At 69.8% G+C, this 25,374-nt stretch carries 23 protein-coding genes, 1 tRNA gene and 1 other RNA gene; 7 read left to right on the top strand and 18 right to left on the bottom strand.

Annotated elements, in window-relative coordinates:
* Positions 1-36 precede the first annotated feature (36 nt).
* The 8 genes from ACFVV5_RS06020 to ffs form a co-directional block, all read right to left on the bottom strand.
* Positions 37-1,305: an acyl-CoA thioesterase/BAAT N-terminal domain-containing protein gene (locus tag ACFVV5_RS06020; protein ID WP_387240462.1), complete on the bottom strand. Its 1,269-nt coding sequence runs from the start codon at positions 1,303-1,305 to the stop codon at positions 37-39.
* Positions 1,302-2,645 (bottom strand): acyl-CoA thioesterase/BAAT N-terminal domain-containing protein, encoded by a 1,344-nt coding sequence (locus ACFVV5_RS06015; protein WP_387240459.1) that lies wholly within the window; start codon positions 2,643-2,645, stop codon positions 1,302-1,304. The genes ACFVV5_RS06020 and ACFVV5_RS06015 overlap by 4 nt, the downstream gene beginning before the upstream one ends.
* A complete protein-coding gene (locus tag ACFVV5_RS06010) occupies positions 2,642-3,988 on the bottom strand; it encodes an acyl-CoA thioesterase/BAAT N-terminal domain-containing protein (RefSeq protein WP_387240456.1) in 1,347 nt (448 codons plus the stop codon). Before ACFVV5_RS06010 ends, ACFVV5_RS06015 begins: the two co-directional genes overlap by 4 nt.
* 10 nt (positions 3,989-3,998) lie before the next feature.
* Positions 3,999-5,327, bottom strand: a complete 1,329-nt coding sequence (locus ACFVV5_RS06005) for an acyl-CoA thioesterase/BAAT N-terminal domain-containing protein (RefSeq protein WP_387240454.1) — start codon at positions 5,325-5,327, stop codon at positions 3,999-4,001.
* Positions 5,328-5,357: 30 nt separating this feature from the next.
* Positions 5,358-6,563 carry an acetate/propionate family kinase gene (locus ACFVV5_RS06000; protein WP_387240451.1) on the bottom strand — a complete coding sequence of 402 codons (1,206 nt, stop codon included), beginning with the start codon at positions 6,561-6,563 and terminating at the stop codon, positions 5,358-5,360.
* Entirely contained in the window at positions 6,560-8,689 is a 2,130-nt protein-coding gene (pta, locus tag ACFVV5_RS05995; protein ID WP_387240448.1) for a phosphate acetyltransferase, read from the bottom strand. Before pta ends, ACFVV5_RS06000 begins: the two co-directional genes overlap by 4 nt.
* A gap of 3 nt (positions 8,690-8,692) precedes the next feature.
* A complete protein-coding gene (locus tag ACFVV5_RS05990; RefSeq protein ID WP_387240445.1) occupies positions 8,693-10,045 on the bottom strand; it encodes a DUF1254 domain-containing protein in 1,353 nt (450 codons plus the stop codon).
* A gap of 100 nt (positions 10,046-10,145) precedes the next feature.
* Positions 10,146-10,242: signal recognition particle sRNA small type (ffs, locus tag ACFVV5_RS05985), an RNA gene on the bottom strand.
* A 102-nt stretch (positions 10,243-10,344) separates the two neighbouring features.
* Between ffs and ACFVV5_RS05980 the strand changes: the two genes are divergently transcribed.
* Positions 10,345-10,429: transfer RNA gene (locus tag ACFVV5_RS05980), tRNA-Ser, on the top strand.
* Positions 10,430-10,675: 246 nt separating this feature from the next.
* On the opposite strand, the gene ACFVV5_RS05975 is transcribed toward ACFVV5_RS05980, so the two are convergent.
* The 6 genes from ACFVV5_RS05975 to ACFVV5_RS05950 all read right to left on the bottom strand — a co-directional run bounded on the left by ACFVV5_RS05975 (position 10,676) and on the right by ACFVV5_RS05950 (position 15,486).
* A complete protein-coding gene (locus tag ACFVV5_RS05975; protein WP_387240442.1) occupies positions 10,676-11,443 on the bottom strand; it encodes an SDR family NAD(P)-dependent oxidoreductase in 768 nt (255 codons plus the stop codon).
* A gap of 34 nt (positions 11,444-11,477) precedes the next feature.
* Positions 11,478-12,071 (bottom strand): hypothetical protein, encoded by a 594-nt coding sequence (locus tag ACFVV5_RS05970; protein ID WP_387240439.1) that lies wholly within the window; start codon positions 12,069-12,071, stop codon positions 11,478-11,480.
* Positions 12,072-12,096: 25 nt separating this feature from the next.
* Positions 12,097-12,393, bottom strand: coding sequence for a putative quinol monooxygenase (locus ACFVV5_RS05965; protein WP_387240436.1), 297 nt, complete (start codon positions 12,391-12,393; stop codon positions 12,097-12,099).
* A complete protein-coding gene (locus ACFVV5_RS05960; RefSeq protein WP_387240433.1) occupies positions 12,386-13,195 on the bottom strand; it encodes an ATP-binding cassette domain-containing protein in 810 nt (269 codons plus the stop codon). Before ACFVV5_RS05960 ends, ACFVV5_RS05965 begins: the two co-directional genes overlap by 8 nt.
* Positions 13,192-14,271: an ABC transporter permease gene (locus tag ACFVV5_RS05955; RefSeq protein ID WP_387240430.1), complete on the bottom strand. Its 1,080-nt coding sequence runs from the start codon at positions 14,269-14,271 to the stop codon at positions 13,192-13,194. Before ACFVV5_RS05955 ends, ACFVV5_RS05960 begins: the two co-directional genes overlap by 4 nt.
* A gap of 123 nt (positions 14,272-14,394) precedes the next feature.
* On the bottom strand, positions 14,395-15,486 hold the full coding sequence (locus ACFVV5_RS05950; protein WP_387240427.1) for a substrate-binding domain-containing protein: 1,092 nt from the start codon (positions 15,484-15,486) through the stop codon (positions 14,395-14,397).
* Positions 15,487-15,657: 171 nt separating this feature from the next.
* Between ACFVV5_RS05950 and ACFVV5_RS05945 the strand changes: the two genes are divergently transcribed.
* The 4 genes from ACFVV5_RS05945 to ACFVV5_RS05930 all read left to right on the top strand — a co-directional run bounded on the left by ACFVV5_RS05945 (position 15,658) and on the right by ACFVV5_RS05930 (position 18,820).
* Positions 15,658-16,653, top strand: a complete 996-nt coding sequence (locus tag ACFVV5_RS05945) for a LacI family DNA-binding transcriptional regulator (RefSeq protein WP_387241308.1) — start codon at positions 15,658-15,660, stop codon at positions 16,651-16,653.
* Positions 16,650-17,543: a PfkB family carbohydrate kinase gene (locus ACFVV5_RS05940; RefSeq protein ID WP_387240425.1), complete on the top strand. Its 894-nt coding sequence runs from the start codon at positions 16,650-16,652 to the stop codon at positions 17,541-17,543. Before ACFVV5_RS05945 ends, ACFVV5_RS05940 begins: the two co-directional genes overlap by 4 nt.
* A 98-nt stretch (positions 17,544-17,641) precedes the next feature.
* The gene (locus ACFVV5_RS05935; protein ID WP_387240422.1) at positions 17,642-17,971 is read left to right on the top strand and encodes a hypothetical protein; all 330 of its coding nucleotides are present in this window, start codon (positions 17,642-17,644) and stop codon (positions 17,969-17,971) included.
* 312 nt (positions 17,972-18,283) lie between these two features.
* Positions 18,284-18,820, top strand: a complete 537-nt coding sequence (locus tag ACFVV5_RS05930) for a hypothetical protein (RefSeq protein WP_387240420.1) — start codon at positions 18,284-18,286, stop codon at positions 18,818-18,820.
* Positions 18,821-18,898: 78 nt separating this feature from the next.
* On the opposite strand, the gene ACFVV5_RS05925 is transcribed toward ACFVV5_RS05930, so the two are convergent.
* Positions 18,899-19,507 carry a GNAT family N-acetyltransferase gene (locus ACFVV5_RS05925; protein WP_387240418.1) on the bottom strand — a complete coding sequence of 203 codons (609 nt, stop codon included), beginning with the start codon at positions 19,505-19,507 and terminating at the stop codon, positions 18,899-18,901.
* 17 nt (positions 19,508-19,524) lie between these two features.
* On the opposite strand from ACFVV5_RS05925, the gene ACFVV5_RS05920 reads away from it, so the two are divergent.
* Both ACFVV5_RS05920 and ACFVV5_RS05915 read left to right on the top strand, forming a co-directional pair.
* Positions 19,525-20,379, top strand: coding sequence for a helix-turn-helix domain-containing protein (locus ACFVV5_RS05920; RefSeq protein ID WP_387240415.1), 855 nt, complete (start codon positions 19,525-19,527; stop codon positions 20,377-20,379).
* A complete protein-coding gene (locus ACFVV5_RS05915; protein WP_387240412.1) occupies positions 20,376-21,224 on the top strand; it encodes an aminoglycoside phosphotransferase family protein in 849 nt (282 codons plus the stop codon). Before ACFVV5_RS05920 ends, ACFVV5_RS05915 begins: the two co-directional genes overlap by 4 nt.
* Before the next feature lie 15 nt (positions 21,225-21,239).
* Here ACFVV5_RS05915 and ACFVV5_RS05910 read toward each other — a convergent pair whose 3' ends face one another.
* The 3 genes from ACFVV5_RS05910 to ACFVV5_RS05900 all read right to left on the bottom strand — a co-directional run bounded on the left by ACFVV5_RS05910 (position 21,240) and on the right by ACFVV5_RS05900 (position 25,349).
* On the bottom strand, positions 21,240-22,511 hold the full coding sequence (locus ACFVV5_RS05910) for a saccharopine dehydrogenase family protein (protein ID WP_387240409.1): 1,272 nt from the start codon (positions 22,509-22,511) through the stop codon (positions 21,240-21,242).
* A gap of 162 nt (positions 22,512-22,673) precedes the next feature.
* Positions 22,674-23,903: a multidrug effflux MFS transporter gene (locus tag ACFVV5_RS05905; protein ID WP_387240406.1), complete on the bottom strand. Its 1,230-nt coding sequence runs from the start codon at positions 23,901-23,903 to the stop codon at positions 22,674-22,676.
* Between the two features lie 243 nt (positions 23,904-24,146).
* Entirely contained in the window at positions 24,147-25,349 is a 1,203-nt protein-coding gene (locus ACFVV5_RS05900) for an ROK family protein (RefSeq protein ID WP_387240403.1), read from the bottom strand.
* Between the last annotated feature and the right edge of the window lie 25 nt (positions 25,350-25,374).

Here is a 25,374-nt window from a genome sequence, read left to right as displayed (position 1 = left end):
CGTACTTGGCCCCACCGACAGTCGGGGCGCCGCCGCTCAGCCTTCGACGGAGCCGCGCAGGGTGGCGGCGATCGCCCTCCAGAGCGCGACCCGGGCATCCTCCGTGGCCTGCGCGTAGCGCGGCGTCGCCAGGTAGAGCGGCGTGTACGGCGGAACGTAGAAGAGGTGGGTGGAGTCCGGAGCGCGCAGGAACACGTCGCCCGGCACCGTTCCGCGAGCCCGCTGCCCCGCGGTCATCCACGCGCATCCGTTGTCGAGCTGCTCGTCGCGTCCGGCGCAGCCGAGCACGATCGGTCCCCGGATGCTCCCGAGGTCGAGCACCGCCGCCGGGTCCACCTGCCGCGTGCCGATGGTGCACGGCACCCAGCTTCCGTTGACCGTCACCGAGGGACTCGGGATCGGCGAATTGCAGATGACCCCGGTGGTGCCGGCCGGCGCGATGGCGCCGTACACGTCGTCGGAGAACGCCACCGCCGTCCAGAGGGCGAGCTGGGCGCCGCGCGAGGTGCCGAACGTGAAGACGCGCTCCGGGTCGACGCCGGGCTGGGAACGGAGCCAGCTCAGGGCGGAGGTGAACCGCTCCGCCGGGAAGGTGTGCCGCGGATCGAGCTGTCCGGCCGAGCCGTACGTGGACAGTGCCAGAGCCGGATACCCGAGAGCCGAGATCAGCGAGGCCGCGAGAACACCCGTCGGAGTGCCCGTGTCGGTCCCGTCGAAGACGATCACGGCGGGTTTCAGCCCGACCGACCTGACCGTGGGCTCGAAGTAGTCGCCGAGGATCCCGTCGTCGAACACCGCGCGCGACGGCGCCGCCACGAACAGGCCGATCCGGTGCACGTCGGTCTCGGCGACCGCCCGGCCCGCGATCCGCGCGACGAGGGTGACGGTGACCGTGGACGCGTCCCACGTCTCGCCGGAGGTGGCGGGCGCGCCCGACGTGCTGGCGAGGGACCAGAAGAGTCCCATCCCGTCCGCGCCGTGGAACGGCGCCGCGAGCGGAGCCTGACTGCCGAAGTCCACCTCGCCGCCCGCCGGCACCAGGTAGACCGCCTGCGACGTCCAGACCGCACCCGCCGTCACGGTCGCGGTGACCGTGACGCGCTCCCCCGGGGGCAGAGCGAGCAACCGGATGCCCACCGGCTCCCACACCGGGCTGGGATCCCGGCTCACCGCGAACCTCGGTCCGACGCTGTGCGGCGCCCCGGCCGTGCATCCGGAGAGGGCGGCGACCGCGAGCAGCAGCCCACCGGCCACGGCGACGACGCGTCGCACGGCCGCCGCCCACCCGTCGGCTCTCCTCATCATCCCGCCCTCCGCAGCAGCGCGGTGACGTGCGACCAGAACGAGACGCGTGCGTCCTCGGTGGCCTGGGCGCCCGACCGCGAGAGGCCCTGCAGGCCGACCGGGATCAGCGGCGGGGTGCTGATCGAATGCCCGGCGCCGGGCTCGCTCAGATACACGTCTCCCGGTCGATTACGGCGGATGGTGAGTCCGGCGGCCAGCCACTCGCAGGCGTTGGCGAGGATCTCGTCCTTCTGCCCGCACGCCAGCAGCACCGGGCCCGCGATGCGGTCGAGCGGGAGCTGGGCGGTGTCGGCGATGGTGCGCTGCGGGTCCTCGCACGGCACCGGTTCGCCGTTCTCGGTCAGCACCGGGGACCCGGCCGCCGAGGTGCACAGCAGCGCGGTGGTCCCGCTGGCGGCGATGGCGCCGTGGATCTCGTCCGGATAGGCGGCGGCGAACCACAGCGCCAGCTGCGACGCGCGCCACGTGCCGAACGTGAAGATGTGGCCGGAGTCGACGTCGTGCTGGCGCTGCAGCCAGGTGAGGCCGTACTTCATCCTCTCGACCGACAGGGCCGACGAGCCCGGGATCTGGCCTTCGGGGCCGAATGCCGACACGACGAAGGTCGCGAACCCGGCGCTCGCCAGCTGCGACGCGACGAACGTCGCGGTTCCGCCTCCGTCGTCGCCGTCGATCAGCAGCACGGCGGCCCGCGGCGCATTCGAGCTCGGGTCGGGCTCGTAGAAGGTTCCGATGCGCACGTCGAAGGTGGTCCCGCCGGGCGCCGTGTTCTGGTCGCCCCGGATGAGATCGCCGGCGAAGACGAACCGCACGGAGACCTGGTGCTCGAACCCCGTGCGGTGGATCGTCGTGGCGGCGACCTCCCGGCCGCTCTGGACGGCCTTCAGCCGGATGTCGCGGTCGCCGATCGCCCAGGTGTCCTCGAGCTGCGCCTGACTCTGGGACGGACCCTGCATGCTCCACAGGAGCCCGGCCGGGTCGGGCGACGGGTACGGGGCGATCAGCGGCCGGGCGCTCGACAGGGCGACGATGCCGCTCGGGGGCACGGTGTACACCCCCCTCGCGGTCCATGGCCCGGTCGTGGTGGCGCTGCTGGCCGTGACGACGACGGACTGGCCGGGCTGCAACCCCACGACAGAGATGGCGACGGGATCGGTGATCCCCGAGCGCGGCTGGTCGATCACGAACCGCGTCGGCGCCGACCCGGGCGCGACGACGCATCCGGCGAGCGCCAGCAGCACGGCGAGGACGGCCGCGATCGACGCGACGGCACGCCGCAGCGCCGCGCCGGTCAGCGCCGAGCCGGTCAGCGCCGAGCCGGTCAGCGCCGAGCCGGTCATTGCTGCGCCGCCCTCAGCAGCACTCCGCCGACCGCGTCCCAGAACGCGACCCGCGCCTTCTCCGTGGCCTGCGCGGCCGCGCCGTCCGGCAACGCGATCGGGAGCCCGGGCGGCACCGTCATCGCGTGCACGGCATCCGGTGCGCGCACGATCACGTCGCCCGCCCGCGTCCCCCGGCCCCGCACGGCCGCATCGAGCCACAGGCAGGAGTTCGCGAGCACCTCGTCCCGGCCCGCGCATCCGAGGACCACCGACCCGGGCACCGTGTCGAGCGCCACCACCGTGAAGTCGTTGATCTGGTCCGGATTCCGCTGGCAGGGCATCCCGATGCCGTTCTCGAACGCCGGCGACACCAGCCCGCCCGGCAGACACAGCAGCGTGGTTGCTCCGCCCGCGGCGAAGACGCCCCTCACCCGCCCGGCGAAGCGTGTCGCCGCCCAGAGCGCGAGCTGCTCGGACTGCGACGTGCCGTAGACGAAGATGTTGCGCGCGTTCACGTCGGGTCGCTCGGCGAGCCAATCGAGCACCGCCGTGAGCGTCGTGGAGTCGATGGCGCTGGCGGAGTGCACGGCGTCGCTGTCCCGGGTCACCGGGAGCACGAAGACCGAGGCGCTGAACTGCGCCAGCAGGGGTGCGACGAAGTCCGCCGACGCCCCTTCGGCCGGATCGTCGAACAGGATCACGGCCGGAACGCGTGGGCGTTCGATCGAGCGTGCGCTGTAGAAGACGCCGACCGGACCGTTCGCCTGGGTGTCCGGCGGTGGCGGGTCGGGGAGGCCGAGCGGCGGCTGGGTGTCACCGCCGCGCTCGGCCGCCGCGTCGAGCTCGCTGCTGAAGACGGTGACCGGCCGGGTCTCCGTCCCGAGGCCGTCGAGCAGGAACACCCGGCTCGCAATCACGCGCGCGTCGTCGTAGGCGTCGATCGTCACGGCCACCGTGGTGCGCATCCAGAGCCGGAACTGGTCGGAGGAGTTCAGGCGCGGGCCGTGGAGCGACCAGAACAGGCCTGCGGAGTCCGGTTCGGCGAAGGCGGCGAGCTGCGGCCTGGCGGTCGCCAGGTCGATGGTCCCCGAGGCGGGCACGGTGTAAGTGACGGTGGAGCTCCACCTGCCGTGGACCGAGTCCACCGAGGCGACCAGGCGCACCCGGCTCCCCGGCTCCGCCCCCACCAGCTCGAGAGGCACCGGCCACAGAACCGAGGTGTAGTGGATGAGCGGCGGCGTCACGAACCGTGGCCCGAGCGCGGTGCCGGGCCGGCCCACGCATCCGGTGAGGACGAGCGCCGCGATCACACCGCAGGCTACGGCGATCGCCGCCCAGCCCGTCCGCCGTCCGCGTCTCATCGCCGTGCCCTCACCTTTGGGCCGCCCTGAGGAGCACGCCGCCGACCGCGTCCCAGAACGCGACCCTGGCCTTCTCCGTCGCCTGCGCCGCCGCGCCCTCGGGAAGCGCGATCGGAAGGCCGGGCGGCACGGTCATCGCGTGCACCGACTCGGGCGCGCGCACGATCGTGTCGCCCGCGCGCTGGCCACGATCCCGGATGGCCGCCTCGAGCCACGCGCAGGCGTTCGGCAGCACCTCGTCCCGTCCGGCGCAGGCGGCCACGACCGGGCCGCTGACGGATCGCAGGGGAAGCACCCGCGAGGCGACGATGCGGTCGGAGCCCCGCTGGCAGGGTGTGCGCGCGCCGTTCTCGAACACCGGGGGGACGTGCGCTCCCCGAAGGCACAGCATCGCGGTGGCGCCCCCCGCGGCGAAAACGCCGGCGACCCGATCACTGAACCGCGTGGCGGCCCAGAGCGCGAACTGAGCCGACTGCGACGTGCCGTATGTGAAGATGTGACGCCCGTCCACCTCGGGGCGCTGGATCAGCCAGTCGAGCACCGCTCCGAACTTCGACGAGTCGATGACGCTGGCGGCGTACACGCCGGGCGCGGTACTCCTCACCGGAAGCACGAAGACCGCCGCGCCGAACTGGCTCAGCAGAGGGCCGACGTAGTCGGACGACGCCCCCACCGCGGGATCGTCGAACACGATGACGACCGGCCTGCGTGGCCTCTCGGCCGAGCGGGCGCTGAAATAGGCGCCGACGGCGATGTCCTCGACCGACCGGGGCGACGGGAAGTCCTCCCCCGCAGCCTCAGCGGCGTCGGCGATGTCGAAGGCGCTCACCGTGATCGGCGGCACGTCCGACCCCAGCCCGTCGAGGACGAACTCGCGGCTCGCCACGACACGCCCGTTCTCCTGGGCGTCGATCGCCACCGACACGGTGGAGCGCATCCAGAGCTGCATGAGGTCGGACGGGTCGATGTCCGGGCCGCGCAGCGACCAGAACAAGCCGGCCGAGTCCGGTTCGGTGAACGCGGCGAGCTGCGGCTTGGCCGTGGCCAGGTCGACCGTCCCGGAGGCCGGGACCGTGTAGGTCGCCGACGAGCTCCAGCGGCCGTGCCCGGTGTCGAGCGACGCCTCGAGGCGGATCCGGCTGCCCGGCTCGACGCCGACCAGCTGCAGCGGCACGGGCCACAGCACGGACGTGTAGTGGATGAGCGGCGGCGTCACGAACCGTGGCCCCAGCCGGCCGTGGCGCCCGGCCACGCACGCGGTGAGCACCAGCGCGGCGATCAGTCCGCAGGCGACGGCGATCGCCGCCCGACCGGTTCGCCGCCGCTCCCGCCACCGCATGACCTCACCGTCATCCTCACCGGCCGGAGGTCACCCGGCGGCCACGCTCTCCCCGATCGCCGCGAGCGTCTGCCGCGCGATCTCGAGCTCCTCGTTGGTCGGCACGACCAGCACGGTCACGGGCGAGTCGTCGGTGGAGATGACCCGCGCCTCGCGAGACCGCTCCTGGTTGCGTGCTGCGTCCATCCGGATGCCCAGCCCTTCGAGCCCCGCGAGCGCGTCCGCGCGCAGTGCGGCGTCGTTCTCGCCCACGCCCGCCGTGAAGGTGAGCACGTCGAGGCCGCCGAGCTCGGCGATGTAGGCCCCGATGTAGCGCTTCAGCCGGTGCACGTAGGTGTCGAGGGCCAGCTGGGCGTTCGCATCCCCGTTCTCGGCCGCTCGGCGCACGTCGCGCATGTCGCCGCGCCCCGACAGTCCGAGGAGGCCGCTTCTGCGGTTGAGCAGTTCGTCGAGGTCGTCGATGCTGAGGTTGGCCCGGCGGGCGAGGTGCACGAGCACCGCGGGGTCGATGTCGCCGGAGCGCGTGCCCATGACCAGGCCCTCGAGCGGGGTCATGCCCATCGAGGTGTCGACCGAGCGGCCGCCGTCGATGGCACAGGCCGAGGCCCCGTTGCCGAGGTGCAGGACGATCTGCTTGAGCTCGCCGAGCGGCCGGCCGACGACCTCTGCCGCCGCCTCGGAGACGAATTTGTGCGAGGTCCCGTGGAACCCGTACCGGCGCACACGATGCTTCTCGGCGAGCGCTGCGTCGATCGCGTACGTGTAGGCCTCGGGCGGAAGCGTCTGGTGGAAGGCGGTGTCGAAGACTGCGACGTGCGGGACGTCGGGGAATGCCTTCTCGGCGGCCCGGATGCCCTGCAGATTCGCGGGATTGTGTAGCGGCGCCAGGTCGGCGAGGTCTTCGATGTTGATCTCGACCAGCGGAGTCACGACGGTCGGCTCGAAGAACCGTTTGCCGCCATGGACGACCCGGTGCCCGACGGCGACGGGCGGGAAGTCGGTCAGGCTCGGACCGTCGTCGTCGAACGCGTCGAGCATCGCCCGGAACCCGGCGGTGTGATCGGGGATCGGGAGGGTGCGCTCGCTCGTGCCGTTCGGCCCGTGATGCGTCGTGTGGCCCGAGCTCTCGCCGATGCGCTCGACGAGGCCGCCGGCGAGCGCCTCCTCAGTGTCCATGTCGATCAGCTGGTACTTGAACGACGAGGAGCCGCTGTTGACCACCAGCACCGCGCTCATGCCAGCGCCGCCTGGATGGCCGTGATCGCGACGGTGTTGACGATGTCGTCGACGAGGGCGCCTCGTGAGAGGTCGTTGATCGGCTTGCGCAGCCCCTGCAGCACCGGCCCGATCGCGACGGCTCCCGCGCTCCGCTGCACGGCCTTGTAGGTGTTGTTGCCCGTGTTGAGGTCGGGGAAGATGAACACCGTCGCCCGGCCCGCGACTTCCGAGCCCGGCAGCTTCGCGGCGCCGACCGCCGCATCCGCCGCCGCGTCGTACTGGATGGGACCGTCGACCGGGAGCTCCGGCGCACGTTCGTGCACCATCGCCGTGGCCACGCGCACCTTCTCGACATCGGCGCCGGCTCCGGAGTCGCCGGTGGAGTACGACAGCATCGCCACGCGCGGCTCGATGCCGAACTGCGACGCGGTCTCCGCCGACGAGATGGCGATGTCCGCCAGCTGCTCCGAGGTGGGGTCGGGGACGACCGCGCAGTCCCCGTAAACCAGCACGCGGTCGGCGAGCGCCATCAGGAACACACTGGAGACCACGGAGACCTCCGGGCGGGTCTTGATGATCTCGAACGCGGGCCGGATGGTGTGGGCCGTCGTGTGCGCAGCGCCCGAGACCATCCCGTCCGCGAGCCCGAAATGCACCAACATCGTGCCGAAGTACGACGAGTCGGTGACGGTGTCGGACGCCTGATCGAGGGTGATGCCCTTGTGCGAGCGCAACGTCGCGTACTCCTGCGCGAACTTGAGTCGGAGCACGTCGTCGAATGGGCTGAGCACCTCGGCGGCGGAGAGGTCGAGGCCGAGCTCGACCGCACGGGCGCGGATCTCGAACGGCTCGCCCAGGATGGTCAGCCGGGCGACACCGCGCGCCAGCAGGGTGGCGGCGGCCCGCAGGATGCGGTCGTCCTCGCCCTCGGGCAGCACGATGTGCTTGTTCGCCGCACGAGCCCGCTCGAGGAGGTCGTACTCGAACATCAGCGGCGTGACCACGTCGTGCCGGCTGAGGTCGAGTCGCGCGAGCAGAGCGGTCGCGTCGACGTGGCGCTCGAACAGGGCGAGGGCCGTGTCGTACTTGCGTTGCGAGTCGGCTGCGAGCCGCCCGCGCGCATGGGTGATACGCACGACGGTGTCGAAGGTCCCGAGGTCGGTCCTGACGACCGGCACCGTCGAGCGGAGCCCCGAGATCAGCCGCTGGATCGGCTCGGGCAGGTCGAACCCGCCGTTCAGCACGATCCCGGTGATGGACGGGAAGGTGCCGGATGCGTTGGCCAGCAGCACCGCCAGCAGCACCTCGGTGCGGTCGCCCGGCACCACCACGACCGAGCTCTCGATCAGCCGCGGGAGCACGTTGTCCATCGACATCGCCGCCACCACGACGCCGAGCGCCTCCCGCGCCAGCAGCGTCTCGTCTCCGGCGAGCAGCGTCGCGCCGGTCGCCTCCATGATCGAGCGCATGCTCGGCGCCACCAGGAACGGATCCTCCGGAACGGCCCAGACGGGGACGTCATCCGCCTCCCGGCTGGCCATCGCGGAGACCGACGTCGTGACGGCGGCGACGATGTCGTCGAGGTGGAGCGGGTCGGCGCGGTTCACGATGACCGCCAGGAGCGCCGCGTGCTCGTCGCGGAGCTCGGCCATGGCGATGTCGGTGAGCTGGCGCAGGTCTTCGGCGGTGCGCGGCTCGGCCTGCCCCAGACGCTCGCCGAACCCCTGTCCGCTGCGCCCGCCGAGCACCAGCAGCACAGGCGCCCCCAGGTTGGCTGCGATCCGCGCGTTGTAGCCGAGCTCGGTGGGACTGCCGACATCCGTGTAGTCGGAGCCGAGGATGACGACGGTGTCGCACTGGGATTCGACCCCACGGAACCGGCGCACGATCTCGGAGAGGGCGGCGTCGGGGTCGGCGTGCACGTCGTCGTAGGTGACACCGATGCACTGCTCGTAGCCGAGCGGAACGGTGACGCGCTCCAGGAGGAGTTCGAGCACATAGTCGCGTTCCTGGGTGGACCTCGCGATCGGGCGGAAGACGCCGACCCGGCCGACGGTGGCCCGCAGTGCCTCGAGGACGCCGAGGGCGACCGACGACTTGCCCGTGTGCCCTTCGGCCGAGGTGATGTAGAGGGAGTGCGCCACGGCTCAGTCGACTCGCTCGATCGCGGGCAGCACGTAGCGCCCGTCGAGCGCCGGGGCCTCCGGCGCGTACATGCGGAGGATGGGCCTGAACGGCCCCTCGGGAGCGGGCAGCCAGTTGGCGACCGCCGTGGGGTCGGAGGGCTTGACGCTGCTGATGGTGATGGTGAGTCCTCCGTCGTCGTCGTACACGATCCCCGGCGTCCTGTCGCCCACTGAATACCGGTTCAGCTCGTTGGCGACGAGCAGGAAGAGCGGCAGGTCGTACATGGTCAGCGACCAGAACGCGTTCACCGGGGGCGTCGGATGCAGCCGCAGGGTGTAGACGTGATCGCCTGTGAGCGGATCCCCCGCCGCATCGACGTACGTCATCGGGTAGCTGGCCTCGTAGCCGTGGTTGCCCCACAGACCGGCGCGGGCGGCGCCCGCACGCTGCGCGTAGCGGGTCTTGGGGTCCTCCGACTTCCATTCGGGGTCGTCGACGGTGCCGACCTCGAAGAAGTCGACGTTGTAGTCGAACATGTGCTCGGTGAGCATCCACCCGTTGAGCTGCGGAGCCTGGGCGCCGGAGCGGATCGCCGCCTCGAGCGCCTCCTTGCCCGCGGCGTAGCCCTTCTCCAACGCGGCCACGAGGGCACCGGATGCGTCGGCGAGCGAGTGGGCACCGGTCAAGCCGAGCTCGGTGTACGAGTCGAGGGCGGCCCTGTCCCGCGGCGCGGGCGGGAACGCCTGCGACCAGACCCGCAGCTTCTCGAAGAACCCGACCGCCTCGGACAAGCCTCCGGCGACGGCCGGAACGCCTTCCGGCGGAGCGAGCGTCGGATGCACCGCCGTCAGGGTCAGCGCGTCCTGCAGGGCGTGCACCGCCGGAAGGTCATCGGCGCCGCTCACCGCCCACCGTCCGACGATCGTGGCGACCCTCGTCGGAAAGCGGATGACCGTGACGCCCTCGTCCGCTCCGTCGGCGGCGCTCAGGCCGTCGTCCCGGCCCGGCGGGACGAGCAGGTATTCGCCCGCCCGCTGCCCGGTGGCCCGCGTGCCCACATAGGCGAAGTTGTTGGTCCAGGCGTCGACGAACTGCAGGACGTAGTACCGGTCCCCCGCATCCGGAACGCTCAACCGGATCGGCCCGACGCCCAGATCGACCTGCGCGATCGAGTACGCGGTGTCGTTGTTGATCGAGACGAAGGTGTCCTCAGGGCCGGCCAGCGTGCGTGCGTGACTGAACGTGTTGAACGGGGCGGGCTCCAGGCTGCCCAGCCCCGACGTGGTGAACCGCTCCACCTGTTCGAGGTCGAACACCAGCGGGAAGCCGAAGACGTACGCTTCCGACGCCAGCTCGTTCAACTGGATTGCCATCCTGCCCCCTCGGGTTCGGTGCTGATCGCACAACGAATCTACCGCGACGGGATGCGCGGCGGGCCGATCCACAGCAAGCCGAGGGAAAGGGCGGAAGACGAAAAAAGACTCCTCACGCACCCGCCAGAGCCCGGTTACCCTTGCTGCGTTTCCGCCCTGGGGGAGTTGGCCTGGATGGCGCCACGTGAGGAGCCGGAAAACAGCATACCGAATGAAGCTGGATGCTCGTGGCGCGAGGCGCCTCCACAACCCGGTAAGATTCTTCGTGGTCGTCGTTCCGCAAGGTTCGGCACACGCCTGGAGAATTCGCCTAGTGGCCTATGGCGCACGCTTGGAAAGCGTGTTGGGTGCAAGCCCTCGGGGGTTCGAATCCCCCATTCTCCGCCGTCCATCCTAGTGATTGAAGGCCCCGAGATCCGCGTGAATACGCGGAAGTCGGGGCCTTTGCGCTCGCAGGATTTCTTCGGATCTCCTACAACCTCACCGGGTTGTGCGCAAAAGTGCGCAAATCGAGGCTCAGTCGCTGGAGCGAGAAGTACGCCCCCGACCAAGCTGAAAGTGTTTCTGCCCCCGCCTCCAGCGCTGACGATACCGAAGAGCACGTCGCGTCGCCGACTTCTGAGCGGCCGCCTAGTAGACGCTGTACCCGCCGTCGATCGTCAGCACCGAACCCGTCATGAAGCTCGATGCCGAACTGGCCAGGAACACGACGGCTCCTCCCAGCTCTTCCGGTTCGCCCGCACGCTGCTGCGGAGTGTCCTCGATCCAGTACCTGTGGAACCGCGGGTCGTCGATGGGCGACATGTCGGTGTGCATGTACCCGGGTGCCAATGCGTTGACCCGCACGTGGTGGGGCGCCCACTCGGCCGCCAGACTGCGGGTGAGGTGATGCACCGCTGCCTTGGACGCGTTGTAGGCCGGCTGCCACTGCGGACGGTTGACGATCGACGCGGACATCGACCCGACGTTGATGATCGAGCCGCCGCCCTCGGCGATCATGTGACGGCCGAACACCTGACTCGCCATCCACAGTCCGTCGACGTTCACGCCCATGACCTGGCGCCACTCGTCATCCGTCACGTCGACGGCCGGCTTGTGGATGCACACGCCTGCGTTGTTCACCAGGATGTCCGCCCGACCGAACGCGCTCACGGTCCGTTCCAGCAACCGTTCGATGTCCGAGCGCGAGGTCACATCGGCTGCCACCCCGATCGACCGGCCGCCCTGGTCGGTCAGCTCGGCGCTGACCGCGTCGGCCTCGCCGCCGTCGCGACCGACGATGACGATATTCGCACCCGCTTCTGCAAGTGCCTGGGCGAACGCGCGGCCGAGTCCCCGCGTCGAACCTGTCACCACTGCCGTCCGGCCGGAAAGGTCGAATTGATCGAGAACGCTCATAACAGTGCATTATCGCCCTGTTCTCGCCTCAGGCTCAGTTCTCGCGCGCGGCCAGGCGTTGCAGCTCGGCACGCAATTCGGCCAGCCGCTCGTTCATCCCGACCGGATCCGGCTGCGCGAACGTGCGGTCGATCCGCAACTCGATCTCACGGGAGATCTCGCTCCACGCCTCCGCTCGAGCGCGTTCGACCAGGTCGGCGAGATAAGCGGAGTCCTCCGATCGCCTCCTGAGCTCTGCCGCGGTCGCATGCGAGAGGGCCTCGCGGCGGCGCAGGTTGAGCGAATCGACCGGCCGGTAGTCGTGGCTGTGCTCCGGCTCGCCCTCGAGAACAATGGCGAAATGGTGTTCGCGCACGATCCGCGCCTCCCCAGCGTCGGCCTCGGCGGCAAGGGCGAGCAGAGCATCCCGAGCCGCCCCCGCGAAGACGACCGGCGTGAAGACCGACCCTGATGTGGTCAGCATCTCGGTGATGATGGCGTTGCGCACGGTCATCCGAACCGCGAAATCCGCGAGCAGCATGCCTTCCTCGAGCGCGTGCTCCAGGGTCGTCGGCCTGACGGCGACGATGGCCGCTTCGTCGAACGGGCGCATCGGAACGCGTCGCGACCGCCGGTGGAAGAAGGGCATACCCTCATTCTTTCCGACGGCCGGCTCAGATGCGATTGAGCCGGGTGAGTCGTGAGCCGCGTTCGACGATATGAGTTGCGAGTGCTGCATTGAACGCCCTGCCGTGCTCGGAGCGGAGGTGCGCGGCGAAAGCGTCGGCGTCGGCATACTCTTCGTAGACGAAGAACGCAGCGGGATCGTCCGCACGGCGGTGGGGGATGAACCTCACGTTCCCCGGCTCTCGCCTCACCTGCTCCACGAGTCCGGCCACGAGGCGTTCGACCTCGTCCTCGTGGCCGGGCCGAGCGGTGAACTCGGCGTAGAGCGTCGTGGGCTCACTCAACCTTGGCAGCCCCGGTCATGATCGCCACCGCATCCGTCATCGAGTGCGACTGCGGCGTGATCGTCGCGGCGCGCTTTCCGAGCCGCTGGATGTGGATGCGGTCGGCGACCTCGAACACCTGCGGCATGTTGTGGCTGATCAGGATCACCGGGATACCGCGGTCCCGCAGGTTCTTCACAAGCTCGAGAACCTGCTTGGACTCGCGCACCCCCAGAGCGGCCGTCGGCTCATCCAGGACGACGACCTTCGAGCCGAACGCAGCCGCGCGGGCGACCGCGACCGCCTGCCGCTGACCTCCGGAGAGGTTCTCGACAGGGACGGTGACATCCTGGAGCGTCGTGATCCCGAGCGTGGTGAGCTCGTCCTTCGCCTGCTTGCGCATCTTCTTCGTGTCCATCATCCGGAACACCGAGCCGAGAACACCCTTGCGACGCAATTCGCGGCCGAGGAACAGGTTCGATGCCACGTCGAGGGCGGGCGAGACGGCGAGGTTCTGATAGACCGTCTCGATGCCGGCAACCCGCGCGTCCTGCGGACGGCGGAAATGGATGGGCTGGCCGTCGAGGAACAATTCGCCCTCATCCGGAATCTCGGCCCCGGTCAGGCACTTGATGAGGGTGGACTTTCCGGCTCCGTTGTCGCCGATGACCGCGAGCACCTCCCCCGGGTAGAGCTCGAGGCTCACGCCGTCGAGACCGACGACTCGTCCGAAGGTCTTGACCAGGCGGCGAGCCTGGAGCACCGGGGTGCGGGTCTCCGTCGGACTCGGCGCCGATGATGGGTTGTCCGTTGCGATAGTCATTTCCGTGCCTTCCGAATCCACTGGTCGACCGCGACCGCGACGATGACGAGGATGCCCACAGCGAGCACCTGATAGAGCACATCGAGCCCGGCGACGGCGAGGCCTTCTTCGAATACGCCGACGATGAGGGCTCCGAGCAGGGTGCCCCAGACCGTGCCGCGGCCACCGAAGAGGCTGGTGCCTCCGATCACCACAGCGGTGATCGACTCGAGGTTGGTGGAGATGCCGTCGTTGGGGCCGATGCCGTCGACGCGTCCGATCAGCACCCACGCCCCGACGGCGAGGATGGCGCCGGCAGCCAGGTACACGCTCAGCAGCACACGATTGACTCGGATGCCGGCGAGTCGGGCGGCTTCGGCATCGTCGCCGACCGCGTACACGTGACGCCCCCAGGCGGTTCGGCCCAGGATGGTGGCGACGATCGCATAGAGCACGACCATCACGATCACGCCGTAGGTGATCTGCACGCCGCCGATGTTGAACGTGTTCCCCAACGCGGTGATCGGGCCCGGCAGATTCTGCCCCTGGACCGAAGCGCTGTTCGAGTAGAGCAGCAGCACGGCGGTGAAGATGCTCAGGGTGCCGAGAGTCACGATGAACGGGGGCAGTTTCAGCCGCGTCACCAGGAGCCCGTTGAGCAGGCCCGTCGCGATGCCGACGATGAGACCGAGCAGGAGGCTCAGCGGCCACGGCACGTGATTGCTCGAGGCGGTCTGCGCGATGACCAGCCCTGCGAGCGTCGTCGCTGCACCCACCGAGAGGTCGATGCCCGAGGTGAGGATGATCAGCGTCTGTGCGATGCCGATCGTTCCGACCACTGCCACCTGCTGGGTGATCAGCGACAGGTTGCCGGGGTTGAGGAAGCGGGGGTTGATCACGCCGAAGACGATGATCGAAAGCACCAGCACGATCGCTGGGCTCAGCGCCGGATAGCGGTGCAGCAGGCCCCGGAGGCGGGTGAGGGGGGTGGTCCGGTGGAGGAACTCCTGGGCGAGATCCAGCTCCGAGGTGGGAGGGCTCGCCTGAGCCGCTGGTTTGGTCTGTGCGGCTGGCTTACGCGTGGTGGGATGACTCACGATCTGATGCTCCTGAACTTCTCTGTTCGGCGCGATGGCTTGTGGAACCACGCTGTCGGATCCTCGGGGACGAGGACGGTGGCCCGGGCCGGCGAGCTGGATCGCCGACCCGTGCTGGAGGGACTATTTGCCCCAGCAGATCTTGCTGCCGGCATCCGGGGTGATGCTCGTCAGGCCCGGTACCGCGGTGTTCGTGACGAGTTGGGAGCCGGTGTTGTAGAAGTCGAGGCCCGACGTCGTCTTCGGCTTCTGCCCCGTCTTGGCGAGCTTGACGATCGCCTCCATGCCGAGCGAAGCCATCTTCGCCGGGTACTGCTGGCTGGTCGCGCCGATGATGCCGGATTTCACCTGATTGACGCCGGTGCAGCCGCCGTCGATCGAGACGAGGATCGTTCCCTTGGCCTTGCCTGCCGCCTGCAGAGCCTGATAAGCCCCATACGCCGCCGGCTCGTTGATGGTGTAGACGACGTTGACGTTCGGGTCCTTGGCAAGGATCGTCTCCATCGCCGTGCGGCCGTCGGCGGCATCGCCGTTGGTGGGCTGGTGCCCGGCGATCGTGTACGTGCCGCCGGTGCCTGCCGTGTAGTCGCCGCTCTTCGCTTCGCTGCCGTTCTTGCTGGAGTCGGGGACCTTGATGCCCATGCCCTTCAGGAAGCCCTGGTCGCGGTTGAGGTCGACCGAGACGACCTGGGTGTTGAACAGGTCGAGCATGGCGATGTCGGCCGCCTTGCCGTTCAGCTGCCCGGCCGTCCACTTGCCGATCGCCTCGCCTGCGGCGAAGTTGTCGGTGGCGAAGGTGATGTCGACCGACGAGGGCGGCGTCGGAACCGTGTCGAGCGCGATGACATACAGGCCGGCCTTGCGTGCCTTATCGATCGCGTTCTGGACTCCCGGGCCGTTCGGCGTGATCAGGATGCCCTTGTCGCCACGGCCGATCGCCGACTCGATCGCCTGGACCTGCGTGGCGACGTCGCCGTCCTGCTTGCCTGCGGCCAGCGTGAGGGAGACTCCGGCTTTGGCCGCATCGGCCTTGGCCGCGTCCTGCATGGCGACGAAGTACGGGTTGGTGGTCGTCTTCACGATGAGCGAGACGCCGACCTTGTCGGAGCCCGAGCCCGAGCCTGAGCAGGCCGCCAGTCCGAGCGCGGCGAGCGAGGCGATTGCGGAAGCGGCGAGGATGCGCTTACCGACGGAGTGTGGTGCTGTGAGATTCAACGTTGAACTCCTCTAGGTGTCTGGACCCGATGCCGTATGACAACGGTGTCAGTAGTAGGTTTAGAGCATGTAGGGCGGTATAGTCAAGCCCACCTTGTTCAATGGGAGAAAAACGTGACATCGATGTCAAGTTCAACACCAGGGCCGCGCGGCGCCACCCGGCGGTCGACGATGCGTGACGTGGCGACTCTGGCGGGCGTCGGCATCAAGACGGTCAGTCGCGTGATCAACGGCGAGCCCCACGTGTCGGCGGCGACGATCGAACGTGTGCGACGCGCCGCGGCCGACTTGAATTTCCAGCCGGATCTCCACGCAGGCAACCTGCGGCGCTCAGACCGGAGGACGGCCACCCTCGGGCTTCTCGTGGGCAGCGTCTCGAACCCGTTCTCTGGCTCTCTCCACCGTGCGGTCGAGGACATCGCCGCACGGCGTGGGGTCGCGGTCTTCGCCTCCAGCCTCGACGACGACCCGGACAGGGAGGAGTCAGCCGTGTCCGCCTTCCTCGCGAGGCGGGTCGATGGGTTGATCCTCACCACTATCAAACGCAGCCAGGCCTACCTGCTCGCCGAGCAGAAGCACGGAACCCCTCTGGTGTTCATCGACCGGGAGCCCACCGGCTTGGAAGCAGATGCGGTGGTCTCGAGCAACGCGCAGGGCGCGGCCGAGGCGACGAGACATCTGCTCGCGCACGGGCACCGTCACCTGGCCTACCTCGGCGACCGCGCGGAGATCCAGACCGCGCGGGAACGCAAGCGCGGCTTCATGGAGGAGCTCGGCCGTGCGGGCGTCGCAACGGGAGAAGTCACGATCATCGAGGGCCTGACCAGTGAAGCCCATGCCGAGGCCGCTGTCGAGTCGCTCTTCGCCGGGCCCAACCCGCCGACGGCCATCTTCAGCGCGCAGAACCTGATCACCATCGGCGCGTTCCGCGCGCTCCGGCGCCTCGATCTGCACCGCACCGTTGCATTGGTGGGCTTCGACGATGTCGAACTCGGCGACCTCCTCGAGCCGGGGCTCACCGTGGTGGCGCAGGATGCCGCCAGGATCGGGCACGTCGCGGCCGAGCGGATCTTCGCCCGCCTCGACAGAACAGCCACGGAACCGCAGACATTCGTGGTCCCGACCGTCCTCATCCCCCGCGGCTCCGGCGAGATCAGGCCGTCATGAGTGGGCCCGGTGTGTGCGTGGTGGGCGACGCACTCGTCGACGAGTTGCAGTGGGCCGACGCCACCGAGGAACACGTCGGCGGCGCCGGCCTGAACGTGGCAGTGGGGCTGACCCGGCTCGGACTCGACGCGTCACTCGTCGCGATGGTGGGCACGGATCGCGCCGGCGACGATATCCGCGCCCATCTGGCATCTTTCGGCGTCTCGCTCTCGGCCACCGACATGCCGACCTCGTCGCGGGCCGTCTCGGACCGGCGTGCAGGCGAACCCCGGTACGTCTTCAACGATGCCGCACTCGCACGGCGCATCGCCTTCGACGACCGGCAGCGCGCGGCACTCGACACCGCTGCCGTCGTCGTCGTCAGCTGCTTTCCCCTCGACGACACCGCGCAGACCGAGCTTCTCTCGAATGCTGTCCACGACTCCCCGTCCCGGCTCGTGCTCGACCCGAACCCGCGGGAGCACCTGATCTCCGACCTGGACGCGTTCCGAGCCGCCTTCGAGACGCTCGCCGCCCAGAGCCTGCTGGTCAAGATCGGCGACGAGGACGCCCAGCTGCTCTACGGGGAGCCGCTGGAGGCCGCCGCACGCCGGTTGCTCGACCTCGGCCCCTCAGCCGTGCTCGCCACCGAAGGCGCGGCCGGAGCATCCCTCCTCCTCCGAAGGGGAGTGACCGTGCACCGGCCGATCCACACCATGCCCGGCCGGATCGTCGACACGATGGGCGCGGGTGACGCCTCCCTCGCTTCGGTCACCGCCGCGCTCGTTCGCGCCGGCCTCCCGAAGTCGCCCGACGCGGTGGCTCGGACGCTCGACGAGGCGATGGCGATCGCGGCGGCGACCTGCCGCGCGCCGGGAGCGCTGCTGCGACTACCGCCCGGCGAGGAGTAATCGGAGCCGCAGGCTTCGGCTCGGCCCCATCCGGGAGGCCCCACATCGCGCACGACACTCGGGTAGCGACAGCGTGGGACAGCGGCGCCCGAGAATCGATGACGGTGATCGTCGTCTCGTTTCGCTGCGGAAACGGCAAGGCGATGCGAGGATCACGCATTCCGATGGAGCTGCTCGTGAGCGTGGTGCTCAGCTACCTCGTCGGCATGCCGCCGCCTCCGGTCTCACCCGGAGACGGCGCGACGCGCGCGTGCTGCTCACTTCCCTCATCGCTCTCTCCCTCGTGGCGGGGTCGTCGTCCTCGTCGCGGACGGTGGCGTCACGACGTTCAGGTGATCGACATCATGCTGTCGGCCGCGGTCATCATCGTGCTGTGGACCGGGCGGGCAGCTCGTTTCTTCGCACGAACCGGCGGTGAGCGAACCTGATGACCTCGATGAGCCCGATGCTGACCGTCGAGTAGACGAGTACGAGGGCAGCAGTCACGATCGACGGGTCCACCAGCATCAGGAAGTCCCGCACGCCCCGATGGAGTAGACGAGCATGAGGACATGCGGGTGTCCTCGAGTCGCGGTACTGCATCGGTGTGCCCCTACCCACCCACTCTGGGGCCGCCGTGTGCCCTGATTTGGCGTCGGTCACCACCCGCTGTGTCCCCCAAAATGCCGCTACCGTGACTGATACGCATGGGGGAGGCTCAATGCATGGAGGGTCAGCATGAGTTGAGACAGGAGAAGGTCGTGACGCAGCAGAAGATCGTGCTGCGTCCGCACGCTCACCTGTTCACACGGGGAATCCTCGCGATGCTCGCCCTCACGACACCCGTCTTCGCCGTCCTCTACTGGCTGACCATCCCCGACGGCGCCTGGCCGCTGGTGCTCGGCATCCACATCCTGGTCGTCGCCGCCACCACGCTGGCGGTCCTGGCGTTCTTCAGCACGACGATCCAGCTCGGGCCCGACGGCGTGCGCGAGCGCGGGTTCTTCGGGCGCACGGTGGTGGTCCGGCCGGGCACGGCGGGCACGGTGCTGCTGGTCCACCTTTACGAGGGCAGCACGCTCGACACCCAGCCGCAGCTGTTCGTGACCGGCACGGACGGCCGGGTGCTCATCCGGATGCGTGGCCAGTTCTGGGCGCTCGAAGACATGGAGAGGGTCGCCGAGGAGCTCGACGTCCCGATCACGAGGAACGTGGAGTCGATGACGCTCACGGAGCTCCGGCGCCGGTCGCCCGAGCTGCTGTACTGGTTCGAGCGCTTCCCGCACGTCGGCCGCTAGCGCCGGCGACGCGGAGGTGCGAAAGTTGCGCCATTCTGCGCGAATGGGCACCTTTCGCACCACTCGCCGCCGCGAACGTCAGACGACGGCGGAGGTCGAGATGCCGAGTGCGGGGCCGTCCGGCCGGCTCGACGGCAGCTCGTGGAACCCGAGCCGGTCGTAGAAGGCACGGGCCGCAGCGTTCGACGGCGACATCGTGAGGTAGACCGCAGGCACCCCGCGCTCGCGCAGCTCCTCGAGCATCCGGCGGATGAGCGCCCGGCCGAACCCCTGGCCCTGCAGCTCCGGCAGGAGGTCGATGTGCAGGTGGGCCGGATAGTCCGCGACCTCGGGGACGATGCTGGTGCTCGGGTCGAGCCCGAAACGGATCATGTCGCGTTCGGCCTCGGTGGGCGCATCCTGGACCGCATAGCGGGCCGCGAAGGCGGGCAGCCACTCGCGGGCGTACCAGTCGGCGTAGGCGCGACTGTCGGACACGCCGATCACATACCCGGCCGCATGGTCGCCGCTGTCGACGACGAAGGCCAGGTCGGGCTGGTAGGTGACGTACGGCCCGGTGAAGATGTCGGGCAGCAGATCGTCGTCGCTGTAGAGCCCGGTCGCGTCAGCGCCGCTCGCCCCCGTGCGGACGCAGATCTCGTAGACGTCGTCTCGGTCGCTGGGACGGTAGGGACGGATCACGCTCACCGTGAAAGTATTGCAGCGTGACCGCCTCCCCCGTCGCCACCTCGGCCGAGCCGCGCAGCAAAGGGTTGCTGACGCCGGATGACGAGAGCGCGCCGGTGACCATCGCGCGCCGCCGGCCCGGGGATGACGCGGCCCCGTGGGTGCGGCACTACTGGCTTCCGCGCTGGTCGCTCCCGGCAGGGTCGACCCTGCGCCAGGACGTGCTCGAATACCCGACGAGCAACCTCGTGATCGAAGCGGATGAGGCGATGCTGCACCGCGCCCAGCGGGGCCGCAGTACGCGCATCCTGAGCGGAACCGGCTGGGCGTTCGGCGTCCTGCTGCACCCGGGGGTCGCACGCGGACTCGTGGGCGGAAGCCTGCGGACGGCCCCGGTGTCGATCCCGCTGGCCGGGCCTGCGGGGTTGGCCGGGCTGGCCGACGGCGCGGGCGGGCTGGACGAGCTGATCTCGGGCGTGCGCGACCGGATGCGCGCGGGAGACGATCACGGCGCGATCGACGTCTTCGAGTCCTGGCTGCCCGCGGCAGTGCCCCGGCCCGACGCGGATGCGCGGCTCGTCGGCGAGATCGTCGAGGCCGTCGAGGACGACCGCGGGATCACCCGCGTCGAGCAGCTCGCCGATCGATTCGGCATCGGCGTGCGCCACCTTCAGCGTCTGGTGGCCGGACACATCGGCTTCAGCCCGAAGTGGCTGATCCAGCGCTATCGGCTGCAGGAGGCGGCCGCCGCGCTCCGGTCAGGGGACGCGCCATCCCTCGCGGCGCTGGCCGCGGACCTCGGATACTCGGACCAGGCGCACTTCGGGCGCGAGTTCAAGACGGTGATCGGCCAGACCCCGGGCGCGTACCTGGCGTCGGTGAGCGACGCGTGAGCGACCGCGCAGGCGGGCCGGATGTCGCCGCCCTGATCGCTCCCCGCCTTACGCAGTGGGCGCTGACGCCGGACGGGCCCGCCTTCGCCACCGCGAGCAGCGTGCTCCAGCCGGTGCTGTTCGACGGCCGCGCGGCGTACCTCAAGATCGCGACCGCCGACGAAGAGGCCGCGGGCGGACGCGTGATGGTCTGGTGGGACGGCCGCGGCGCTGCACCGGTCTACGCCCACGACGGCGACGCGCTGGTGCTGGAGCGCGCGACCGGACGCACCGACCTCGCCGAGCTCGCGACCGAGGGTCCGGATGCGGACGACGAAGCCACGCGCATCCTGTGCCGTGCCGCGCTGCGGCTGCACGCCGTCGACGATCGGCCGCTGCCCGACGGCCTGGTCGACCTGACCACGTGGTTCAGCGACCTGTTCGCGTGGGAGGCGGAGCATCCGGAAGCCCATGACGGCTTGTACCCGCGGGCGGCTTCGGAGGCGAGGCGGCTCCTCGCGACCCCGGACGGGAACGCGGTGCTGCACGGCGACGTGCACCACGGGAACGTGCTCGACTTCGGCGCCGACGGGTGGCTGGCGATCGATCCCAAGCACATCATCGGCGACCCCGGTTTCGATTTCGCGAACATCCTGTGCAACCCGGATGCACGGGTGGCGCTCTCCCCCGGCCGCCTGGAGCGGCACATCGGCGTCATCGCTTCGGAGACCGGCATCGAGGCCGACCGGATGCTCCGCTGGACGCTCGCGTGGGCGGCGCTCTCGTCGTGCTGGTCCGAGCTGTCGGGAGACGATCCCGGGCACGTCCTGGAGGTCGGACGGCACGCCCGCGCGCTGCTGGGCTAACGCGCGCGGCGCCGCTCAGGCGCGGTCTTGGAGGCCCCAGGCCTGGCCGTAGCCGCCCTCGGCCTCGGCGCGGGCCATCAGCTCGAGGTAGGGTGCCGCGTCGAAGGCCTCGGGGCCGAGCACACCGATGCCCGACCAGACGCCGGTGGCCAGGAGCTCGAGCGCGATCACTGGATTGAGCGCCGTCTGCCAGACCACGCACTGGCATTCGTACTCGCGCATCGTCCACTCGTTGTCGCTCACGTGGTAGAGGTAGACCTCCCGCGGCGCTCCGTCCAGGCCGCGGCCTGTCACCCACACGCCGGCGCACGTCTTGCCGGTCATCCGGGGGCCGATCGTCGCCGGGTCGGGCAGGGAGGCGGCGACGACGTCGCGCGGGGCGACCTCCACCGGGCCGTTCTCGCTGCGCACGCGAATCGGCGTCGTCGAGTCGAGCCCGAGCTGGTGCAGCGTGCGCAGGATGCCGATGAACTCCTCGCCGAGCCCGTACTTGAAGGTGACGCGCTTGGCGTCGATCCAGCGCGGCATGAGGAGCACTTCCTCGTGCTCGACGTTGACGCACTCGACCGGGCCGATGCCCTCGGGGAATTCGAAGATCTCGGGCTCGCTGAACGGCGGCGTCGTGAACCAGCCGGCATCCTTCTCGAAGATCACCGGCGGGTTGAGGCATTCCTCGATCGTGGTCCAGATGCTGAACGACGGGGCGAAGATCTCGTTGCCGTCGCTGTCGCGAACGACCAGGTTGGCTCCATCGCGGGTGCCGAGCTCGTCGATCTCGGAGAACAGTGCGTCGGCGGCGTAACGGGCGAACACGTCGCTGAGGCCGGGCTCGACCCCCATGCCCACCAGTGCGAGCCGCCCCGCGGACTCCCAGTCGCCGCGGAGGGCGAACTGGTCGTCGCCGAGTTTCACGCCGGTCTTGGCGTACGGGTCGGTGGGATGCGGCTCCGACAGGCTCATCGCCATGTCGAGGTAGTCGGCTCCCGCGGCGAGCGCCCCGGCGAAGATCGTCGGGACGAACTTGGGCTCGACAGCGTTCATCACGTGGGTGGCGCCATGCTGACGGGCGACCGCGGCCACCGCATCCGGATCGGACGCGTCGATCGCGGCGGCCGTGAAGCGCGAGGCCACCTCGTCACCGTGTCTCGCGGCGATCCAGGCGATGGTCCGCTCGGCCCGGGCGATGTCGTAGTCGCTCACGACGACGGCTTCGTAGAACGATCGCCGCGCTGCGATCTTTGCGATGGCGTCGCCGACTCCGCCGGCACCCACGAGCAGGATTCTCATGCGGGCCACGCTATCGCGCCCGACCGACGCCGACCAGGGCCGCCGCGCCCTCTCCTCGCCGCGCGGCGGCGCGGGCGGCCGTCGTTTGCCGCTTGTCGTCGCCAACACGCCCGGGATGCCGACAACCAGTGGCAAATGACGGGCCGTGCGGGGCGGGGAGCGTCAGTGTGCGAGCGCGGGGACGCTGCGCGGTCGCACGATCAGCCACAGCGCCGCGATGCTCACCGCGGAGCAGGCCGCCATCACGAAGCCCATGGGCGCGGCGCTTCCGACGCCGAGCACACCAACGATCGGCGAGATCAGGCCGGCGATGCCGAAGTTGAGCGCGCCGAGCAGCGATGCCGCCGTCCCAGCCTCGTGCCCGTGGCCGTTGAGGGCGAGCACCTGCACGCAGGGGAAGCCGAAACCACAGGCCGCGATGAAGAACCAGAGCGGGATGACCGTCCCCCACAACCCGGCGTGCGACTGGTCGAGCACCACGATCGTCACGGCGGAGACGAACATGACGATGGTCGAGACGGCGAGGATCCACTGCGGCCCGACGTACTTGGTGAGCCGCGCGGCCGACTGCACGCCGATGATGATGCCGACCGAGTTCACGGCGAACAGCAACCCGTACTGCTGCGCGTCGAAGTGGTAGATGTCCTGGAACACGAACGAGCTCGACGAGAGGTACGAGAAGAGTCCGGTGAAGTTCATGGCCCCGACGAGGGCGACACCCACGAAGATGCGGTCGCTCAGCACGGCCTTGTAGCGCTGACGGACCGTCGAGTGCCCGGCGTCGTGGCGACGGGCCTTGGGCAGGGTCTCCACGATCCACAGGGAGACGCAGATCACGACGAACAGTCCGTAGACCGCGAGCACGACGAAGATCCCGCGCCAGGGCATGATCAGCAGCAGCTGCGATCCGAGCACAGGAGCCAGCACGGGGGCGAGCCCGTTGACGAGGGCGAGGCGGCTGAGCATCCGGACCAGCGGCCGCCCGCCGAAGAGGTCGCGAACCATCGCCATGGCGACGACACCGCCGGCTGCGGCGCCGATGCCCTGGAACGCGCGCGCGATGCCGAGCAGCTCGACGTTGGGCGCGACCGCGGCGCCGAGGCACGAGACGATGTGCACGATCGTCGCCAGGATGAGCGGCGTGCGGCGGCCCACCTTGTCGCTCCACGGGCCGACCAGCAGCTGACCGAGGCCGAAACCGAGCGTCGTGGCGGTCAACGTCAGCTGGATGGCGGCGGTGGAGACGTTGAACTCCGACTCCAGGGTGGGCAGTGCCGGCAGGTACGTGTCGATCGTGAACGGGCCGAGCGCCGTGAGCGCGCCGAGCACGAGGATGTAGGTGAGGCGCTGGCGGCCGGAGAGGGAGTCACCGGGGTGGACGACGGTAGTCACGAACGGATTCCTTGCAGGAGAAAGCGAACACCGCGGTGGTGACCGCGGTGTGAAGTGTGGGGCGTTGCCGGAGGTGGCGGAGCATCTGGTGGTCGGGCGATTCGGCGCGATCGAATCGATTCGAGAACCGGGACTCGATCATCCTATCGGAAATACGCGCTCGGATGTTACCGTGCACATCGTCCTTTTCGACGAGGCGGCCACCGACCGCTACCAGCGCCGCGACCGGCGGCCGGCGAACGCTTATCGAGCCGAGACCGGTGACGGCGAGGCGAGCAGTGGCGCGAAGGCCAGTTCGGCGGCGCCGATCATCAGGATGCTCGACCCGAGCTCCGCCCGCACGATCGCGAGGTGCTCGCCCGATGCGCTCAGCACCTGCTCGGCGACCAGGGCGGCGAGGCGTTCCGGCGCGAGCGCATGCAACGAGCCCAGAAAACCACCGAGCACGATGAGCTGCGGATTGAAGACGTTGGTCGCGTTGCGGAGCGCGATCGCGAGGAATCCCAGCTGGCGCTCGATCTCCGCCGACACGGCCGGATCGCCGGCCTTCACCGCCGCGGCGAGCGCCCGGTCCAGCTCATCGGTGTCCGCCTCCTCCAGGCCGAGGACGCGCAGCAGTGCCCGCTGGCTCACCTCGGTCTCCAGACAGCCGACCGCACCGCAATGGCACCGGATGCCCGCGGAGTTCACCAGCATGTGACCGAGTTCGCCCGCATACCCGGAGACGCCGGTGAGCGGCACACCCCCGACGATGACTCCGGCGCCGATGCCGGAGGCCCCGCCGTTCAAGTACACCAGGTCGGTGGCGCCGCGGCCGGCGCCGTAGAGGCGTTCGGCGTTGGCCCCGAGGCGGGCGTCGTTCCCTGCGTGCACGGGGAAGCCCGTCGCGGCGGCGAGCTCTGCGGCGAACGGCTCGTCGACCCACTCAAGATGCGGGGCGAGCCGCACGACGCCGTCGCTCTCGCGCACCAGCCCGGGCACGGCGACGCCGATCCCGGTCACCCGGGTCGCCGCGGCGAGCTCGGGTCGCAGGCCGTCGATCATGGCCGAGGCGATCGCGACGGCCTCGGCGCCGGTCGGCACCTGCCCGGTGGGGTGCCGGACGCGCCGATGGACGACGCCGTCGAGCCCGACGATGCCGACGGTGATCGCATCGATCTCGGGGTTCACGGCCAGCGCGACCACCCGGGTGTCCGCCACCACGACCGGACTCGGGCGCCCGACCCGATTGCTGGTCTCCGGCTCGCGCTCGGTGACCAGCCCGAGCTCGACCAGCTCGCCGACGAGCGCGCCCACCGTGGAGCGGTTGAGGCCGGTCGCCTGGGTGAGGGAGGAGCGCGCGGCAGGACCCCCGCGGTGCACCATCCCGAGCACCGTCGCGAGATTCTGGCGGCGGATCGTGTCGAGGTTCGTGCCCGTCCGGCCGCGTTCGTTCGATGTGATCATGATTCCCTTGAACACTATCCGCTCC

It is taken from the genome of Leifsonia sp. NPDC058248 (genome assembly GCF_042881905.1).
In the GTDB taxonomy this organism is placed as follows: Bacteria; Actinomycetota; Actinomycetes; order Actinomycetales; family Microbacteriaceae; genus Leifsonia.
This window is presented reverse-complemented; position numbering and strand designations above follow the sequence as displayed.